Source organism: Streptomyces sp. NPDC058697, assembly GCF_042715345.1.
Lineage (GTDB): Bacteria > Actinomycetota > Actinomycetes > Streptomycetales > Streptomycetaceae > Streptomyces > Streptomyces liliifuscus.
The window spans coordinates 173216-190600 of sequence record NZ_JBHXSU010000016.1 but is presented as its reverse complement, the minus strand read 5'-3'; the positions used below and the strand labels follow the sequence as shown (position 1 = coordinate 190600).

15 protein-coding genes are annotated in these 17385 nt (G+C 71.7%); 10 read left to right on the top strand and 5 right to left on the bottom strand.

The features are described from left to right. Nucleotides 1-55: 55 nt before the first annotated feature. Complete coding sequence (locus tag ACFWXQ_RS31830; protein ID WP_079053095.1) at nt 56-724, top strand: SigE family RNA polymerase sigma factor; 669 nt, start codon at nt 56-58, stop codon at nt 722-724. Continuing rightward, nucleotides 721-2118 (top strand): hypothetical protein, encoded by a 1398-nt coding sequence (locus ACFWXQ_RS31825; RefSeq protein WP_383936562.1) that lies wholly within the window; start codon nt 721-723, stop codon nt 2116-2118. The genes ACFWXQ_RS31830 and ACFWXQ_RS31825 overlap by 4 nt, the downstream gene beginning before the upstream one ends. A 153-nt stretch (nt 2119-2271) precedes the next feature. Here ACFWXQ_RS31825 and ACFWXQ_RS31820 read toward each other — a convergent pair whose 3' ends face one another. Together ACFWXQ_RS31820 and ACFWXQ_RS31815 are read right to left on the bottom strand one after the other, a co-directional pair. Next, nucleotides 2272-3084: an SURF1 family protein gene (locus tag ACFWXQ_RS31820; protein ID WP_383936564.1), complete on the bottom strand. Its 813-nt coding sequence runs from the start codon at nt 3082-3084 to the stop codon at nt 2272-2274. A gap of 84 nt (nt 3085-3168) precedes the next feature. Then, the gene (locus tag ACFWXQ_RS31815) at nt 3169-5037 is read right to left on the bottom strand and encodes a S9 family peptidase (RefSeq protein ID WP_383936565.1); all 1869 of its coding nucleotides are present in this window, start codon (nt 5035-5037) and stop codon (nt 3169-3171) included. A gap of 172 nt (nt 5038-5209) precedes the next feature. Between ACFWXQ_RS31815 and ACFWXQ_RS31810 the strand changes: the two genes are divergently transcribed. Continuing rightward, nucleotides 5210-5608, top strand: coding sequence for a nuclear transport factor 2 family protein (locus tag ACFWXQ_RS31810; protein ID WP_383936567.1), 399 nt, complete (start codon nt 5210-5212; stop codon nt 5606-5608). A gap of 25 nt (nt 5609-5633) precedes the next feature. Here the strand turns inward: ACFWXQ_RS31810 and ACFWXQ_RS31805 are convergent, their stop codons facing one another. Beyond that, entirely contained in the window at nt 5634-7760 is a 2127-nt protein-coding gene (locus tag ACFWXQ_RS31805; protein ID WP_383936569.1) for an NAD-binding protein, read from the bottom strand. Between the two features lie 176 nt (nt 7761-7936). On the opposite strand from ACFWXQ_RS31805, the gene ACFWXQ_RS31800 reads away from it, so the two are divergent. From ACFWXQ_RS31800 to ACFWXQ_RS31785, 4 genes are all read left to right on the top strand, one after another. Further along, complete coding sequence (locus tag ACFWXQ_RS31800; RefSeq protein WP_383936571.1) at nt 7937-8446, top strand: spore germination protein GerW family protein; 510 nt, start codon at nt 7937-7939, stop codon at nt 8444-8446. Nucleotides 8447-8605: 159 nt separating this feature from the next. Next, a complete protein-coding gene (locus tag ACFWXQ_RS31795; RefSeq protein WP_383936573.1) occupies nt 8606-9616 on the top strand; it encodes a permease in 1011 nt (336 codons plus the stop codon). After that, nucleotides 9613-10563: a TIGR03943 family putative permease subunit gene (locus ACFWXQ_RS31790; RefSeq protein WP_383936575.1), complete on the top strand. Its 951-nt coding sequence runs from the start codon at nt 9613-9615 to the stop codon at nt 10561-10563. Before ACFWXQ_RS31795 ends, ACFWXQ_RS31790 begins: the two co-directional genes overlap by 4 nt. Before the next feature lie 174 nt (nt 10564-10737). After that, nucleotides 10738-11730, top strand: coding sequence for an SMP-30/gluconolactonase/LRE family protein (locus ACFWXQ_RS31785; protein ID WP_383936577.1), 993 nt, complete (start codon nt 10738-10740; stop codon nt 11728-11730). 115 nt (nt 11731-11845) lie between these two features. Here ACFWXQ_RS31785 and ACFWXQ_RS31780 read toward each other — a convergent pair whose 3' ends face one another. Continuing rightward, nucleotides 11846-12700 carry an SDR family oxidoreductase gene (locus ACFWXQ_RS31780; protein WP_383936579.1) on the bottom strand — a complete coding sequence of 285 codons (855 nt, stop codon included), beginning with the start codon at nt 12698-12700 and terminating at the stop codon, nt 11846-11848. A gap of 45 nt (nt 12701-12745) precedes the next feature. Further along, nucleotides 12746-13513, bottom strand: a complete 768-nt coding sequence (locus ACFWXQ_RS31775; RefSeq protein ID WP_383936581.1) for an SDR family NAD(P)-dependent oxidoreductase — start codon at nt 13511-13513, stop codon at nt 12746-12748. A gap of 216 nt (nt 13514-13729) precedes the next feature. Between ACFWXQ_RS31775 and ACFWXQ_RS31770 the strand changes: the two genes are divergently transcribed. The 3 genes from ACFWXQ_RS31770 to ACFWXQ_RS31760 all read left to right on the top strand — a co-directional run bounded on the left by ACFWXQ_RS31770 (nt 13730) and on the right by ACFWXQ_RS31760 (nt 17112). Next, complete coding sequence (locus ACFWXQ_RS31770) at nt 13730-14746, top strand: helix-turn-helix transcriptional regulator (protein WP_383936583.1); 1017 nt, start codon at nt 13730-13732, stop codon at nt 14744-14746. A gap of 225 nt (nt 14747-14971) precedes the next feature. Beyond that, complete coding sequence (locus tag ACFWXQ_RS31765; protein ID WP_383936660.1) at nt 14972-15664, top strand: response regulator transcription factor; 693 nt, start codon at nt 14972-14974, stop codon at nt 15662-15664. Continuing rightward, nucleotides 15661-17112, top strand: coding sequence for an ATP-binding protein (locus ACFWXQ_RS31760; RefSeq protein WP_383936585.1), 1452 nt, complete (start codon nt 15661-15663; stop codon nt 17110-17112). The genes ACFWXQ_RS31765 and ACFWXQ_RS31760 overlap by 4 nt, the downstream gene beginning before the upstream one ends. The last annotated feature ends 273 nt before the right edge of the window (nt 17113-17385 follow it).

Below are 17385 nucleotides of genomic sequence, written 5' to 3'. Positions count from 1 at the left end.
CAAAAGTGATGCCTGTCGCGTACAACCCCAATGGGGGGACGCGTGTCCAACTGGCGTGGCTGAGGTACTCGAATTCACTGTGGCAGCGCGGGGCACGACCCTGCGCCCGCCCCGCCGACCCCGCATGTCCGGCGCGTCCGGCGGCGGCATGCCGGTGATCGCCCCCATGCCCGCAGCGCGGCCGACCCGCATACCGAACCAGCGGGAAGGTGCCGACGAAGCCCTGGCGGCCGGCACGACCGTCGACCATCTCACCGAGACCTATCGCGCCCACTACAGATCGCTCCTCGGTCTCGCGGCGCTCCTCCTCGACGACACCGCCTCCTGCGAGGACGTCGTCCAGGAGGCCTTCATCCGGGTGCACTCGGCGCGCAAGCGCGTGCGCGACCAGGAGAAGACGCTCGCCTATCTGCGGCAGACCGTCGTCAACCTCTCGCGCTCGGCCCTGCGCCGGCGCATCCTCGGTCTGAAGCTCCTCTCCAAGCCGATGCCCGACATGGCGAGCGCGGAGGAGGGCGCGTACGACCTGCTGGAGCGCGACGCCCTGATCAAGGCGATGAAGGGGCTCCAGAGGCGCCAGCGCGAGGTCCTCGTCCTTCGGTACTTCGCGGACATGACCGAGGCGCAGGTCGCCGAGACGCTCGGCATCTCGCTGGGTTCGGTGAAGGCGTACGGCTCGCGCGGCATCGCGGCGCTCCGTGTCGCCATGGAGGCGCCGGCATGAGCGCGAAGGACGAGCGGGCACGCCATGATGAATACGGTCGCGGCTACAGCGACGACAACGAGCATGACCAGCACGCTGGGAACGGAATTGTGAATCACGGCCCCTCGGGGAATTCGGGCCCGGAAGAATCGGGCGTCTCGGACACGGACGGCCGCTCGGCGGACCGCCCGTCGGGTGCTTCGCCGCGCTCGTCGAGCCCTTCGGGCGCGGCGGGACAGCCGGAATCTTCGGCCGAGCCGACCCATTCGGCGGAGCCGGCTCCTTCGGCTTCGGCCGAGCCGGCCTCTTCGGTCCACTCGGCTCCTTCTGCCCGCTCGGCTCCTTCCGCCCGTTCGGACGCGGATGCCGCGGGCCGGGGGCCCGGTGACACGGGCGGATTCGGTGCCGACGGCCTCGCGCTGGGGGCGCTCGGTTCCGACGAACTGGCCCTGCGGCGGCTCCTGCACCAGGCCGTCGAGGAGATCGAGCCGACCGACGGCACGCTGGACCATCTGCGGCGTGCGGTACCGGCCAGGCGGGCACGCAAGCGTCAGGCCGTCGTCGGCATGGCGGCCGCCGCACTCTTCATCGGCACGGCCGTCCCGGCCCTCATCCACGTCTCGAACTCCACCGGCCCCAACGCCGACCCGTCCATCGCGGCCAACGCCTCACAGACCCAGGGCGGCGCGAACGAGGGCAAGCAGGACGGTACGGGGGGCGGCTCCGGCGGCTCCTCGGGCAAGGACGACGACAAGGACAAGGGCGACAAGACCGACAAGCCCGAGCAGGGCAAGGGCGGCACCGGCGGCACCGCGGGCACCCAGCCGTCGGCCTCCGCCGCGAACGTGCCCGCCTGTACGTCCCTGCAGCTCGGCAGCGCCTCCGGGAGCGCGGGCTCACCCGACGCCAGCGGCGCGGTCTACGGCTCCTTCCGGGTCACCAACGTCTCCGCCGCCAGCTGTACGGTCTCCGGCGACGGCTCGGTCGTCCTGGCCGCCCAGGGTGCGGCGAGCCCGTCCGCGATCGGCACGGCCCTGCACGCGACGGGTGACGCGGCGGCCGGACTGCCCGACCAGTCCACGTACGCGGCCGCGCTGGTGCTCCAGCCCGGCTCGGCGTACGAGGTCGAGTTCGCCTGGGTGCCGTCGAGTACTTGTCCGACCACCGGTGGCAGTACCGGCGGCGGCGAGCCCTCGCCCGACCCGACGCCGACCGGCACCACCGGCGACAGCGGCGGGACGACCTCGGAGGGCACCAGTGGTGTCAGCTCGCAGCTCATGAAGGAGGACGGGGTCGCCGACGGAAGCGTTGTCGTCTCCTACGCGGCGGAGGGCGGCGGGCCGACGGCGTCCACGACGGTTGCCAACGCCTGCGCCGGCACGGTCTATCGGACCGGGGTGCTGGCGGGGTCCTGAGTGGCCTGGTTCTGAGGTCCTGCCGAGGCCCGTTGGGGTCTTGGGGTCGTTCGTTGGGTGCGGGTGCGTTGTGGCTGGTCGCGCAGTTCCCCGCGCCCCTAAAAGATGCGCAGTTCCCTGCGCCCCTGAAGGGTTGACCCGTCGATCGACGGGTCAGGCCGACACCTTCGTGTTGTCGGTGGTGGCGGTGTCGCTGTCCTCGCCCTCGTCCTCGACGAGGCCCAGCTCCGCGTCCTGTGCGAACTCCACCTCGCGCCGGATCAGCCGGAACCACATGAAGACCACGAAGCCCGCGAAGACGAACCACTCGCCGGTGTAGCCCAGGTTCTGGAACGCCTTCAGGTCCAGGCCCGTGTCCGCCGGAGCCGCCGCGGGCACCGCCTTCATCCCCGCGTCGGCCTTGGCGAGAGTGACCCAGGCGTCGTACACGTCGTACGGCACGAGGTTCACCAGCGCCGCCGAGCTGATCGCGCCGGTCTGGCCGGCGGGGAGACCACCGGCCGCGGGCACGCCGTTCGACCCGGGTGTCTCCGACGCCTGCAGCGCGCCGGCCACGGTGACCTCACCGGCCGGAGCGGCCGGGGCCTTCGCGGGGTCCGCGGCTCCGGGGAGCCAGCCCCGGACCACCGGCAGGGCCCTGCCGTCGTCGGTACGCAGCAATGTCAGAACGTAGAAGCCGCGCTTGCCGTCCAGCTCCCGGTCCGGCACGAGCAACTGCTTCCCGTACCGGCCCGTCGCCGTGGTCTGCTTGCCGGACGTCTCCTTGTCCACGGGCAGCAGCTCGGCGAGCGGCCTGGCCGGATCCGTCTTGGCGGCCGTGGCCTGCTCGCCCGCGTCACGGTGGTCCTGGACCCGGTCCTCGAACCGGCTCAACTGCCATGACCCCATGAAGATGCAGAAGGGGATGGCCAACAGCACGAAGACGTTGATCCCCCACCAGCGGGGCGTCAGCAGGAACCGGTACACAACCTCAAAGGTACGGGGCCCTCGCGGGGGGCTCGGCCGAGGGGTGCCTCTCTGCCGACCCGCCCCACGAGGGGACCCGTGCGCTCACTTGCCCAGGTGGCGCTCCGCGAAGTCCAGCTCCAGACGGACCTGCTTGATCCGCTCGTCCACGACCAGCGAACCGTGCCCCGCGTCATAGCGGTACACCTCGTGGACGGCGTCGCGCGCGGCGAGTCTGGTCACGTAGTTCTCGACCTGACGGATCGGACAGCGCGGGTCGTTGACCCCGGCGGAGATGTAGACCGGAGCCTTCACCGCGTCGACGTACGTCAGCGGGGACGAGGCCTCGAAGCGCTCCGGGACCTCCTCCGGTGTGCCGCCGAGCAGCGTGCGGTCCATCGCCTTCAGTGCCTCCATCTCGTCGTGGTACGCCGTGACGTAGTCCGCGACCGGCACCGCGGCGATGCCGAGCGCCCAGGCCTCGGGCTGCATTCCGACGCCGAGCAGCGTGAGGTAGCCGCCCCAGGAGCCGCCGGTGAGGATCAGCCGGTCCGGGTCGGCGAGACCGGAGGAGACCGCCCACTCCCGCACGGCCGCGATGTCCTCCAGCTCGATCAGGCCCACCCGGTGCTTGAGCGCGTCCGTCCACTCACGTCCGTAGCCCGTGGAGCCGCGGTAGTTGACCCGGACCACCATGTACCCGTGGTCCACCCAGGCCGCCGGGCCCGCCGCGAACGAGTCGCTGTCGTGCCAGGTCGGGCCGCCGTGGATGTCGAAGACGGTCGGCAGCGGACCCGTCACCCCCGCCGGCCGCTGGACCAGGGCGTGGATACGGCCGCCGGGACCGGTCACCCACTCGTCCTGGACGGACACCGACGCCGGGGCCTTCATACCGGGCGGGTCGAGGACGACCTCGCCGGACGTCGAGCGGACCACCGGCGGCTCGGCTGCCGACGACCACAGGAACTCCACGCTGCCGTCCGGGCGTGCCGTTGCCCCCGACACCGTGCCCCTCGGCGTCGGCACCTGCTCCAGGCCGCGGGTCGCCAGGTCGTACCGCCACAGCTCGCTGCGCGCCTCGAAGCTGTTCACCACGAGCAGCGCGGAACCGTCCGGATACCACTCGGCGCTCAGGTCGCCGTCCAGCCGGGCGGCCAGCGCCAGGTCCGTCTCCTCGCCGGACGCCGCGTCCCACACCATCGGCTCCCAGCGGCCGCGCCGCTGATGCCCGACGAGCAGCCGGGTGTCGCCGTCGACCGGGGCGAAGCCGAGCACCTCAAGGCCGAGCTCGGCCGTGCCGCCCTTGGTGTCGTCGAGCTCCGCGACCGCCGAGCCGTCCATCCGCAGCACCCGCACCGCCGAGTGCATCGCGTCACCGTGCTCGGTGTGCTCGATCGCGATCAGCGAACCGTCGTGCGAGAGATCGCCGACGCCCGCCGACTCGCGGTGCCGGTAGACCTCGACGGGGTCCTGGCCGGTCCGGCTGACATAGATCGTCGAGCCGTCCTCGTCGGTCGACCGGCCGACGATCGCCGTCCGTCCGTCCCGGCCCAGCGCGAGCCCCGCGGGATAGGAGGGGTCGAGCCCGGGAGCCGCGGGCTCGTCGGAAAGGGGCGCGCCGCCCTCGCCGCCCTTGCCGGCCTCGCCGCTCTTGTCGCCGGACCCGGCGAACGGCTGTCGTCGCCAGATCCCGAATTCGTCGCCGTCCTTGTCGTCGAACCACCAGATCCACTCGCCGTCCGGCGACATCACGCCGTCCGTCGTCCCGTTGGGCCGGTCCGTGACCTGGCGCTGGCCGCCCGTCTCGCGGTCCCACGCGTACAACTCGTACGTCCCTGTCGCGTTCGACACGAACAAGGACCGGTGCGGCGCGTCCTCCGCCCAGTCCGGCAAGGACACCCGCGGCGCCCGGAAGCGCTTTTCCCAGTCCGGCATGCTTCCCTCGTGCGGGACGGACCCGTTGCTCTCAGTCATGGCCCCATACTGCCCGCACTGGGCGACAATGCGCTGCCAGGGTCCTCAGCCTGTGGAAAACTCCGCGGGCCGAGTGCGCGCCGAGCCCGCGCCGAGTCCGTCGCGGCAGGGGCAATGTCCGGGTCCGTGCAGGTCAGGGCCGATTGTCAGTGGCCGGGTGCACTATGGCGCCATGACCTCATCGACCGATCTGCGCAAAACGGATCTGCGCGAAACAGTGGAGAGCTTCTGGGCCGCGGCCGAGGACAGGGACTGGGCGGCCTTCGCGGACACCCTCGCGGAGGACGTCGTCTACACCCTTCCCCAGACACGCGAGCGCGTCAGCGGGCGGGAGAAGTACGTCGAGTTCAACCGCGAGTATCCCGGCGACTGGCATCTGCGGATCGAGCGCATAGTCGCCGAACCCGGCCAGGTCGTCACCTGGGTCCACGTCACGGTGGGCCTGGACGAGGTGTACGGGATCTCGTTCTTCACGGGTGACGCGGAGGGCCGCGTGCTGACGGTCACGGAATTCTGGCCCGAGCCGTACGAACCTCCGGTGGGGCGCGAGCATTTGGTGGAGCGGTACTGAGGAGGAGCGCGACCACTGTCCGGGACTACGCGCCCGTACGTTCCCGTGGGCGTCGTCCCAGCAGTTCGGCGAGGCCTCGCCGGGTGGCCGCGATGACCACGCGGTCCTCGGAGCCGAGCACGTAGGTGGGAGGCAGGTCCCAGACCAGGCCCGACGGGCGCTCGGGCGAGCCCGGGGCGGGAGCGGTGGCCGGGCCGGGCCGGCGTTCCTCGGGGGAGGCGCTGTCCAGGGCCAGCACCCGCCACGCTCCCGCGCGGAACGCCTCGGCGACCGTACGGCCCTCCAGGTGCGGATGTCCGGCGACGTCCAGGGCGGCGAAGAGCAGGACCCGGCGTTCGACCGGGATCGCGCCCAGGATCTGGCGGCCCATCATCGCTCCGGCGAAGGCGGGCGCGGCCAGATGGGAGACGCTGCGGCTGCGGGTGAGCGCGTGCGGGTGGGTGGCGCGCAGGGTGCGGTAGACGGCGGTGGCGAAGTCGTCGTCGTACAGCCGCAGCACGACACGCAGATCGGGCCGCACCGACCTGGCGTACAGGGAGGCTTCCAGGTTGGTGGTGTCCGCGCTGGTCAGGGCGAGCAGGGCGTGCGCGCGGTGGATCTTGGCGGCTTCCAGGACGCCTTCCTGGGTGACGTCACCGAGGACGACGGGCACGCGCAGCCGGCGTGCGAGCGCGAGCCCGCGCGCCTCGGGGTCGGACTCGACGCACACGACGGGGATGTGCAGTTCGCGCAGCCGGGCGAGGACACGTGTGCCGATCTTGCCGAGCCCGAGGAGCACGACGTGATCGGAGAGCCCACGGGGCGGCTTCCGCAGCGCGGTCCCGCTGCGGAACGTACCGAGGCCCTCCAGCACGGCGGCGAGGAGCACGGGGAGCAGCAGCAACCCGACGAGACCGGAGAGGAGTTGGAGGATCTGGCGGCCGAGGGGTTCGTCGAGCGCGGGGTCGTTGATGGCGAAGAGGTCGAGGAGGGTCAGGTAGGTGGCGCGCAGCGGGTGTTCGCCCGTCGTCACCATGGACGCGACGGCGAGCGCCACCACACAGGCCACCAGGCCGGCGAACGACCAGCGCAGCCGCCGGGAGAACAGCCTGCCGAAGGGCAGGACACTGCGTCCGGCGGGGAGCGGCGGACCGGAGTACGACACCGTCTCCAGGACGATGGTGCCGCGGCCGGTCGCGGCGGCCACGGAACGTTCGTCGGGCAGGAGCCGCGGCCCGTTCTCCCCGCTGCTCTCCGAACCGTCCGCGCCGGCCGGGTCGTTGGTGGTGGCCGAGAGCAGGGCCAGCGTGCACAGGCCCGGGTCGGCGACCTCGCCTGGTCCGGGCGGCTGCCGTTCCACGGCCCGGAGCATCAGCCCGTCGGTCTGTACGACCTTGCTGGTCCCGGCGACCGCGGTCGCCGCCAGCGCGGGCGCGGCGGTGTCCGCGTCGGAGAGCACGGTCGTGGAGGCGTCGAGGAGTACGGGCCCGGATGGACCGCCGTCTCTTCTGCCGTTCCCTCCGCCGTCTCCTCCGCTGTCCTCGCTGCCGCCTCCTCCGGCGTTCGCTCCGACACCCTCTCCGCTGTCCGCCATACCCGCCATGGCCAGGGCGGAGGCCTGGTCGAGGAGGGCCTCGATGTGCTGGCCGAGCCGGCGGTTGTAGAGCCGGACGACCAGGCGCAGACGGGGGTTGAGGCGGCGCGCCATCAGTGCGGCGCGGATGTTCGTCTCGTCGTCGTCATGGACGAGCGCCAGCGCGGCGGCATGCTCGACACCGGCTTCGGCGAGCACGGCCTCGGTCAGGACGGGGGCCTCCAACACCCGGGCGGGGCGGGGCTCTTCGGAGGCGGCGGACCGGTTCGCCGAGGCGGTTCCCCGGGGAGAGGTGGCTCCACGGGTCAAGGAGACGGTGGCTCGGCCCGCCGCGCCCTCACCGGTGCCTCCGCTGTTGCTGCTGCCGCCGCCATTGCCGCCGATACCGCCGTTGGCCGTCGCCCGGGTCACAGCCGCCGACACGCGGTCGAGCAGCGCCGAGGCACGGGCCCGCCCGACGACCGGCGGCCGTACGGTGCCCTCGGCGGACGGTACGACCAGAGTCACCCGTTCCCCGTAGACGCCACGCAACTCGGCCGCCAGCCGGTGTGCGAGGGCGTCGTCCCCGCACACCACCATGTGCGCACCGCGATCGTCCGACCCGCTCTGATTAGGAAGGCTCGCCACAACAGCACAGAGTGCCTCACCGGCACGGACGGTTGCACAGGGGCCTGCCGCAAGGGAGTTGAGGCAGGGGTTCCGCGGGACACTGGCCGCCCGAACCGACCGCACTGCCAGAAGGATGGTGACGAGTGATGCCCGATGAAGAGCCCGTACAGCCGGTGCAGCCCGTAGAGCCCGTACAGCCTGTGGAGCCCGCGGAGTTAGCGAAGCCGGTGGAGACCACATCGGCGCAGCCGCCGGAGGGCGTCCCCGCGGATGTCCTTGCGGAGGTGCCCGAGGGCAACCCGGCTGTCGTGCTGCTGGAGCGGCTGGCCGAGAAGCTGGGTGGGAGCGCCTCGGTGTCCACTGTCTACGGCGAACCCGTGACCAGGGACGGAGTGACGGTCATCCCCGTCGCCAAGGTCGGGTTCGGCTTCGGGGCGGGCGTGGGCCGCGAGACCGGCGCCGCCAAGACCGGCGAGGGCGGAGGCGGAGGCGGCGGCGTGGGCGCGAAGCCCGTCGGCTTCATCGAGATCCAGGAGGGCTTCGCCACATACCGCCCGATCCGCGATCCCTGGGTCGATGTCTTCCTCCCGCTGGCGGTGGTCGCTCTCGGCAGCGCGCTTCCCGGGATCATCGGGGCGCTGCGCCGCAGGAAGTGACGGCTCGGGCGCGCCTTGGCCGGAAGCAGGGGGTGCCCTGGCCGGAACACGGGCATGCCCGGCCGGAACATCGGGATGAGAAGCTGTGCCGGAACGGGCGTACTGAAGGTGGAGGGCAACCCACCCGCGAAGCCCTTCCCTACCGGAGGTACCTCTCCCGTGACCACAACCGACACAGCGCCGCCCGAGGTTGAGGACCGCGAGACGGACGAGCCGAAGGGCTGGCAGTTCAACTCGCCCCTGGTCCTGACCATGCTGCTGCTCGTGGGGATCGTGCTCCAGGGCCCGATCCGCGGGGCGCTGTCCGCGCCGGTGATGCAGAGCTGGATGACCGTGTTCGTCGCGGTGATGGTGCAGGCGCTGCCCTTCCTCGTGCTCGGCGTGCTGCTGTCGGCGGTCATCGCGGTGTTCGTCCCGCCGTCGTTCTTCGCCCGCGCGCTGCCGGGGCGGCCCGCTCTGGCGGTGCCGGTCGCGGGGATGGCCGGGGCGGTGCTGCCGGGCTGTGAATGCGCGTCCGTGCCGGTGGCGGGGGCGTTGGTGCGCCGGGGTGTCACGCCCGCGGCGGCGCTGGCGTTCCTGCTGTCCGCGCCGGCGATCAACCCGATCGTGCTGACCGCGACGGCCGTCGCGTTCCCCGGAGAACCGCAGATGGTCGCGGCCCGTTTCGTGGCGAGCCTGCTGGTGGCCTGCACGATGGGCTGGCTGTGGCAACGGCTGGGCCGCGCCGAGTGGCTGCGCCCACCGACCCGCCCGGCGTCCGACGGCCTCGGCAAGGGCGCGGCGTTCTGGGGATCCGTACGGCACGACGTGATGCACGCGGGCGGCTTCCTGGTCGTGGGCGCGATGGCCGCGGCCACGCTCAAGGCCGTGGTCCCGGAGGAGTGGCTGAGCCTCGCGGCCGACAACCCGGTGGTGTCGGTCCTGGCCCTCGCGGTCCTGGCCGTGCTGCTCTCCATCTGTTCCGAGGCGGACGCGTTCGTGGCGGCGTCCCTGACCCAGTTCTCGCTCACGGCCCGGCTGACGTTCCTCGTGGTCGGCCCGATGATCGACCTGAAGCTCTTCGCGATGCAGACGGCCACGTTCGGCCGCGAGTTCGCCCTGCGCTTCGCGCCCGCCACCTTCGCCCTGGCCGTCCTGGTCTCGGCCCTGGTCGGGGCGGTGCTCCTGTGAACCGCCAGGCCCAGGCAGCCGTCCTCTTCCTCACCGGCGGCGCGATCCTGCATGCCGCCCTCACGGACCTCTATCTGCGGTACGTGAAGGCCGGGTTGCAGCCGTTGCTGGTGGCGGCGGGGATCGTCCTGATCGCCACGGCGGCGGCGACGGTCTGGTACGAACGGCAGGCGGCGCGTACGTCCGCCGGGAGCGGGGGTGAGGTGGCGCGAGCGCCCGGCGGGAACGGTCCGGAGGCCGAGCGCCACCAGGAGGCGGCCGCAGGCACGGGTACAGACGCAGATGCGCGAATAGCGGCTGAAGCCCCGGCCCGCACCGACGCCCCGATTCCCCAGGCTCAAGCCGGCACCTCCGCCGACCCCAACGACCATGACCGTGGGTCGGGGCATGGCCATGACGATGCCCACGCCCACGCCCACGCCCACGCCCACGCACACCACGAACCCCGTATCTCCTGGCTCCTGGTCCTCCCCCTCCTCGCGCTCATCCTCGTGGCCCCGCCGGCCCTCGGCTCGTACAGCGCCATGCGCACCGGCACGGCCCTGCAGAAGCAGCCCTGGGGCTTCGCGGACCTCCCTGCCGGCGACACGATCCGGCTCAACCTCGTCGACTACGCGGGCCGGGCGGCGTACGACAACGGCCGTTCCCTAGACCACCGCCACATCAAGATCGCCGGCCTGCTGGCGCTGGACCGCGACGGCACCCCGTACCTGGTTCGCATGGCACTCAGTTGCTGTGCCGCCGACGCCCAGCCGGTGAAGATCGGCCTGACCGGCCGGATCCCTCCTGTCCTGCGGCCGGACAGCTGGCTGGAGGTCACCGGCACGTACACCGCCAAGCAGACCAAGGACCCGGTGAACGACGGCATCATCCCGTTCCTCGACGTCACCGAGGTGAAACCGGTCAAGGCGCCGCGAGACCCGTACGACGAGAGCTGGAACGGCTGAACCGGCGCGCAGGCAGCCAACGCCGCCGCCGACAGCGCGGACACCGCCGACTTCGCCGGTGGAACCTGTCGATCCTCTGTCGATAGCCGGCGTACGGGGGGAGCGGCGGCCAAGTGTGGGACAGGATGAGCGAGTTGAAGGCTCTCACCCCACTCTTCCCGGAGGCCCGCAACCATGACCCGCAGTCACCCGCACCCGCACTCCCACCCTTCCCGACGCGCCCTCCTGGGCGGCGCCGCCCTCACCGCGTTCGCGGTGGCCACGGGCGCAGGCGCAGGTACGGCGAACGCAGCCACCGGCACCAGTACAGCCACCACCAGGGGCGACGGCGGCGGCACGTGGCCGACCGAGTTCCCGCTCCCCAACGGCTTTCTCCCCGAGGGCATAGCCATCGGCAGAAAGCCGTACGCGTACATGGGCTCGCGCGCCAACGGCGCCCTCTACCGAACGGACCTGCGCACCGGCGAAGGCGGGATCCTCTTCGCGGGCGGCACCGGCCTGATAGCCGTCGGCCTGAAGCTCGACCACGACGGCCTGCTGTACGTGGCAGGCAACACTGGTGTGGCGCGTACCCATGACTCCCGCACGGGCGAAGTGGTCGCAACACATCAACTGACGGAACCGACCGGCCACTTCATCAACGACGTCACACTCCTCGGCGACCGGGCCTGGTTCACCGACTCACGCGCCGCCGCGCTCTACGGAGTACCGCGAGGCCGAGCCGGAACGGTACGGACCCTCCCCCTCACCGGCGACTGGGTGCAGCTCCCCGACGTCAACAACGCGAACGGCATCGTCGGCACGCCCGACGGCCGCGCCCTGATCGTCGTCAAGAGCAACCCGGGCGAGCTCTACAACGTGAACCTCAAGACGGGTTACGCCACCAAGATCGCCCTGGTCGGCGCGACCAGCGTCGTCAACGGCGACGGCCTCTACCGCATCGGCCGGACCCTGTACGTGGTCCAGAACCGCCTGAACCTGATCAGCGTGTTCCACCTCGACTCCAAGGCCACGACAGCCACCCTGACCGGCACGATCACGGACCCCCGCTTCGACGTCCCCACCACCGCGGCCCGCTTCGGCAACCGCCTCTACCTCGTCAACGCCCGCTTCACCAGCCCTCAGACCCCGGAGACGACGTTCACGGGGGTGGCGGTCCCGATCTGACGCCGAGTACACGTGGACGTACGAGTACGCGTACGGATGGGGCAGGGGACCGACGGGAACCCTGCCCCGCTCGCTTGCTGAATTCCCATGCGGTCTGCAGGCAGGGGAGCGGCTGTCAGGCGGTGGCGCTGGTGGTGTCGTCGTAGTCCAGGTCGCCGCCGAGTTCGCGGGATGCCTGGGCCTGGGCGAGGAGCTCCCTGGCCTTGGCCTCGACGCCTTCGATGGCATCGGCACCGGCGACGAAACGCAGCGGCGGCCTGTCCTGGCCGGCGATGGTCAGCAGGGCGCGGGCGAGCTTGACGGGGTCGCCGGTCTGCCGGCCGTTCATGCTCTTCCAGGCGGCGATGGTGGCGGTGGTGCGCTCGGCGTAGTCGTCGATGGTCGGCTCGGGCCAGGTGGTGGAGGCGTCCACGAGGAGTTCGGTGCGGAAGAAGCCGGGCTCCACGACGGTGGTGTGGATGTTGTACGGCTCGACGTCGTAGCGCAGCGACTCCATCCAGCCCTCCACACCGAACTTGGAGGCGGCGTACGCGACGCAGAACTCCTGGCCGATCAGACCGGCGGACGAGGAGAGCGTGATGACGTGGCCGGCGCGCTGCTTGCGCAGGACGGGAAGGACGGCACGGGTGACGTTCATCGGGCCGAAGAGGTTGGTCTCGATCTGCCGGCGCATCTGGTCGGGCGTGATCTCCTCGAAGTAACCGGCGAAGAAGTTCCCGGCGTTGTTGATCAGGACGTCGATGCGCCCGAAGCGGTCGACGGCGGCCTGCACGGCTGCCTGGGCATCGTCCAGGCTGGTGACGTCGAGCTTGGCGACGAGCAGGTTGTCCTGCGGTCCGCCGAGGGTCTTTTCGACTTCCTCGGGGCGGCGGCCGGTGGCGACGACCTGGTGGCCGGCGGCGAGGGCCTGGCGCGCGATGTCGGTGCCGAGACCGCGTCCGGCACCGGTGACGAGAATGACCTTGCTCATGGCTGGGTTCCTTTCAAATGCTGCGGGGCTGAGGAGGCGGTCAGGTCAGGCCTGGTCGGTGGGCATGATCCACAGCTCGCCGACGGAGGCGTGGCGGGGCCGGGTGACCATGTACGCGACGCCGTCGGCGATGTCGTCGGGGGCGAGGACCTCGGTCTGCTCGTAGAAGGTGCCGATCGCCTCGCGGACCTCGGGCTTGTGGTCGTTGTGCGAGCCCAGCTCGGTGTCCACGCCGCCCGGTTCCAGGACACCGACGCGTACGTGCCGCTGGGTGACCTCCTGGCGCAGGGACTCGGTGAAGCCGTTCGTGCCGAACTTGGTGAGGTTGTAGACGCCGTATCCGTTCCAGGCCACGCGGCCCGCGATCGAGCTGATGTTGACGATGTCGGCGACCCGGCGCGGCCCGTCCTCGGCGGCCTTGAGCAGGTGCGGGAGGGCGGCGCGGGTGGTGTAGAGCAGGCCCTGGACGTTGACGGCGATCATCCGCTCCCATTCCTCGACGTCCGCGTCGACGACGGGGCCCAGGAGCATCAGGCCGGCGTTGTTGACCAGGATGTCCAGGCGCCCGAAGCGCTCGACGGCCTGCTGTACGGCCGCCTCGGCCTGGGCGCGGTCGGCGATGTCCGCCTCCACGGCCAGCGCGGTGCCGCCCGCCTTCTCGATCTCGGCGGCGAGCTCTGTCAGACGGTCCTTGCGGCGGGCCACGAGGACGACGGAGGCACCGTCCTCGGCCAGCCGACGGGCGGTGGCGGCACCGATACCACTGCTCGCACCGGTGACGAGAGCGATGGTGTCGGTCAGTTTCGTTGTCATGGGGGGAGTCCTGATTCCGAATTCTGATTCCGAATTCTGATTCCGAAAATCGCAGTGCCGGCGGTACCGCGGGGGAGCCCGGAGACCAGCGGCGGAATCACCACCGTGGGGGGCACCATCAACAGAACCGGTTGTCGCGGGAGGGTGGGAGTCCCTGATGAGGGGGTCACTGAGAGGGACCCCCAGCCGGCGGGAAGCGCTCGTAGAGTGGAGCACATGGCAGGCAAAAACGATCCTTACGGCGCCAATCGCGACATCCGTGGCGATTTTCGTGCGGAGATCCGGGAATTCCTGGGCACGCGACGGGCCAGGGTCACCCCTGAGCAGGCCGGACTACCGGCTTACGGCGGGGACCGCCGACGGGTCACCGGTCTGCGCCGGGAGGAGGTGGCCCTGCTCGCGGGCATCTCCAGCGAGTACTACACCCGGCTGGAGCGCGGCAACGCCACGGGTGTCTCCGAGAGCGTCATCGACGGCATCGCCCAGGCGCTGCAGCTCGACGAGGCCGAGCGGATCCACCTGCTCGACCTGCTGCGCGGCGCCGGCCCGACCCGCCCACCGCGCCGCCGCCCGGCCCAGCAGCGTGTCCGCCCCGCGGTACAGCGCGTACTCGACTCGATGACCGGCACACCCGCGTTCGTACTGAGCGGCCGCCTGGACATCCTGGCGGCCAACGCGTTGGGGAGGGCGCTGTTCTCCCCGGTCTACGAGGCCGTCACAGCCCCCGCCACCCCCGCCGCCTCCGCTGCCCGCACCGCCCCCGCCGACCTTGTGGGGCCACCGAACAACGCCCGGTTCGTCTTCCTCGACCCGCACGCGACCGAGTTCTTCCGCGACTGGGACGAGGTCGCGAACGACACGGTCGCCATGCTGCGCGCCGAGGCGGGCCGCGACGCCTACGACCGGCGGCTGACGGACCTGATCGGGGAACTGTCCACCCGCAGCGAGCAGTTCCGCCACCGCTGGGCAGCCCACAACGTCCGCATCCACACCACGGGCGCGAAACGCCTCCACCACCCGGTGGTCGGAGACCTGGACCTCCCCTTCGAAACCTTCCCACTCGGCACGGACCCCAGCCAGCTCCTCCTCACCTACACCGCCGAGCCCGCCTCCCGCTCCCAGGAGGCACTGAACTTGCTGGCAAGCTGGGCTGCGCCGACGAACGACGACACCGCCGAGCGGAAGTCGACCGCTGACCCCGAGCCACCCGACGCCGCCGACCCGGCGAAGTAACGCGACCGACCCCCAAAACAATCTGGGGACAGAGCTGTTCGTCCCGCCCCGGCCGGCTCACCCACGTCACCATGCGCGCGGTGCCGAGCACCGCGGCTTCCCGATCGCCGGAGACGTCGCGGATCTCCTCCGGAGTCCATCCTGCGCGACGCTCTAATACTCGCCTCAGGTTGATCGGGGACAATGAGCGGCAAAACCATCGACCGGACAGGGGGCGGGGCCGACGTGCGGATCATGATCGCGGATGATGACGTGGCCATCCGTGAGGGGCTGGAGCGAGTGCTCCAGGTCGAGGGTTACGACACCAGCACCGTCGCCAACGGTTTCGCCGTGCTCGACGGGGTCGGTGGGGCCGGCGGTGACACGCTGGATCTGCTGCTCCTCGACGTGATGATGCCCCGCCTCGGCGGGTTGGAGACCTGCCGGCGGTTGCGGGCCGCGGGCCGGGATCTGCCGGTGCTGATGCTGACCGCCCGTGACCAGGTCTCCGACCGGGTCGCGGGGCTGGACGCGGGCGCCGACGACTACCTGCCCAAGCCGTTCGCCACCGAGGAGTTACTGGCCCGGGTGCGGGCCCTGCTGCGCCGGCGCACGCCGACCGACGAGGAGTCGCAGATCCTGTCGTTCGCCGACGTCCGGCTCGATCCCGACAGGTTCGAGGCGTGGCGGGGCAGGCGGCCGCTGCGCCTGACCCGGACCGAGTTCTCCCTCCTGGAGGTCCTCCTGAGCAACGCGACCCGGGTCGTGACCCGCGACGCGCTGTTCGGGGCGATCTGGGGCTTCGGCATGAGCTCCACCGCCAACAACCTCCAGGTGTACGTGAGTTACCTGCGCCGCAAGATGGAGGCCGAGGGTGAGCCGCGATTGATCTACACGCTGCGCGGCCTGGGATACACGTTGCGGGAGACTCCTCCGTGAGCAGGCACGCCGGCCGGGAACCGCGCCGGCTGACCCGATGGTGGCGCCGGCGGTCCCTGCGGTCCAGGCTGACGCTGATCGCGGCGACGGCCATCGCGGTCAGCGTGTTCGCGGCCTTCCAGGTGGCCAGCGAGCTACTGGCCTGGGAGCTGCGGGACACCACCGAGAATCAGCTGCGCGCCGACTCCCGAGTTCTGGCGACGAACGCGGAGCGCGCCGGTCTGGCGCAGGTCCAGCTATCGCCGTATCCCGGATCCGGTCGGCTGGTGCGGGTCATCCTGCCCGACGGCTCGATCCGGACGCCGGCCGGCCAACCCGCGCTGCCCCCGGTCAGCGAGGACGCCGGGCGCGTGGCGCAGGGCGCGTCGGCCGACCTGCTGGAGTCGAACGACAGCGACGAGGACGGCTACCTCATCTACACGCTGCGGGCGGGCGACGGCGCGGTCCAGGTGGCCCACGTCGCCGACGACAGCCCGGTCAACCAGTTCGGGTTCGGCATGCTGCTCATCGGGCTGCTCTGCGTGGTCGGCGGCGCCCTTGTCGGGCGGACCGTGGCGCGGACCGGGCTGGCACCGATCGACCGGCTGACCGCCGCCGCGGTACGTGTCGCGCACACCCGGGATCTCGACGCCGACATCCCGGATGAGGGCGGTGGGGAGATCCGGCGGCTGATCCAGTCGATCAACGACATGCTCGCCGCGCTCCGGGACTCCCGGCGGGCCCAGCGGCTGCTCGCCGAGGACGCCGCCCACGAGCTCAAGACCCCGCTCACCAGCCTGCGCCTCAACGCCGAGCTGCTGATCCGGCTCGATCGGCGCGGCACACTGGACAGCGCACTGCCGGCGGAGAGCCGGACCCGGCTGCTCAACGATCTCGGCGCCCAGGTGGCCGAGTTGAGCACCCTCGCCGCCGAGCTGACCGACCTGGCGCGCGGTGACATCAGCGACGAGAGCACCGAGCTGCTCGACCTCGCCGACGTGGTGGGGGCCGCCGCGACCCGGGCGCGTTCCCGCGCGCCCGACATCGAGGTCGCGCTCGACGTGACCTCCGTGTGGGTGAGCGGGCGTCCCGCTGCGCTCCAGCGGGCGGTGCTCAACCTCATCGACAACGCCGGCAAGTGGTCCCCCGCGGACCAGCCGATCCAGGTCCGGCTCCGTGCCGAGGGCGCGTCGGCGGTGCTCGAGGTCGACGACGCCGGGCCGGGCATCGACGCCGCCGACGTACCGCGGGTGTTCGACCGGTTCTACCGTGCCGACAGCGCCCGGGCGTTGCCGGGATCCGGTCTGGGGCTGTCGATCGTGCAGCGGGTCGTCGACGCCCACGGCGGCCGGGCCACCGTCGCCCGCTCCACACGCGGCGGCGCGCTCCTTCGCGTCGACCTTCCGACCGCGGCCCCGCCCGCCCCGCTCGCACGGCTCACCGCCGGGAATGACACCGCGGTGCGCTGACCCGCCCCGGCGGCGCGCCGCAGGACAAGGGGCGGCGGCGGCCCTCGGGTATGGCCCCGCGCGGCTCACCCTCGGGGCAGGGCACCGCGGTGCGCCGACCCCAGCCCCGGCCGCACGGCGCAGGACAAGGGGCGGCGGCCCTCGGGTATGGCCCCGCGTGGCTCACCGTCGGGGCAGGGCACCGCGGTGCGCCGACCGCAGCCCCGGCGGCGCGGCGCAGGGCAAGGGGCGGCGGCCCTCGGGTATGGCCCCGCGTGGCTCACCGTCGGGGCA

Excerpts from the sequence above, each read along its gene's own strand:
- ACFWXQ_RS31770 (WP_383936583.1), top strand. The coding sequence starts at position 13,730 with ATGGCAGGCAAAAACGATCCTTACGGCGCCAATCGCGACATCCGTGGC.
- ACFWXQ_RS31805 (WP_383936569.1), bottom strand. The coding sequence starts at position 7,760 with ATGGTGGTGTGCGGGGACGACGCCCTCGCACACCGGCTGGCGGCCGAG.
- ACFWXQ_RS31810 (WP_383936567.1), top strand. The coding sequence starts at position 5,210 with ATGACCTCATCGACCGATCTGCGCAAAACGGATCTGCGCGAAACAGTG.
- ACFWXQ_RS31800 (WP_383936571.1), top strand. The coding sequence starts at position 7,937 with ATGCCCGATGAAGAGCCCGTACAGCCGGTGCAGCCCGTAGAGCCCGTA.
- ACFWXQ_RS31785 (WP_383936577.1), top strand. The coding sequence starts at position 10,738 with ATGACCCGCAGTCACCCGCACCCGCACTCCCACCCTTCCCGACGCGCC.
- ACFWXQ_RS31775 (WP_383936581.1), bottom strand. The coding sequence starts at position 13,513 with ATGACAACGAAACTGACCGACACCATCGCTCTCGTCACCGGTGCGAGC.
- ACFWXQ_RS31780 (WP_383936579.1), bottom strand. The coding sequence starts at position 12,700 with ATGAGCAAGGTCATTCTCGTCACCGGTGCCGGACGCGGTCTCGGCACC.
- ACFWXQ_RS31825 (WP_383936562.1), top strand. The coding sequence starts at position 721 with ATGAGCGCGAAGGACGAGCGGGCACGCCATGATGAATACGGTCGCGGC.
- ACFWXQ_RS31815 (WP_383936565.1), bottom strand. The coding sequence starts at position 5,037 with ATGACTGAGAGCAACGGGTCCGTCCCGCACGAGGGAAGCATGCCGGAC.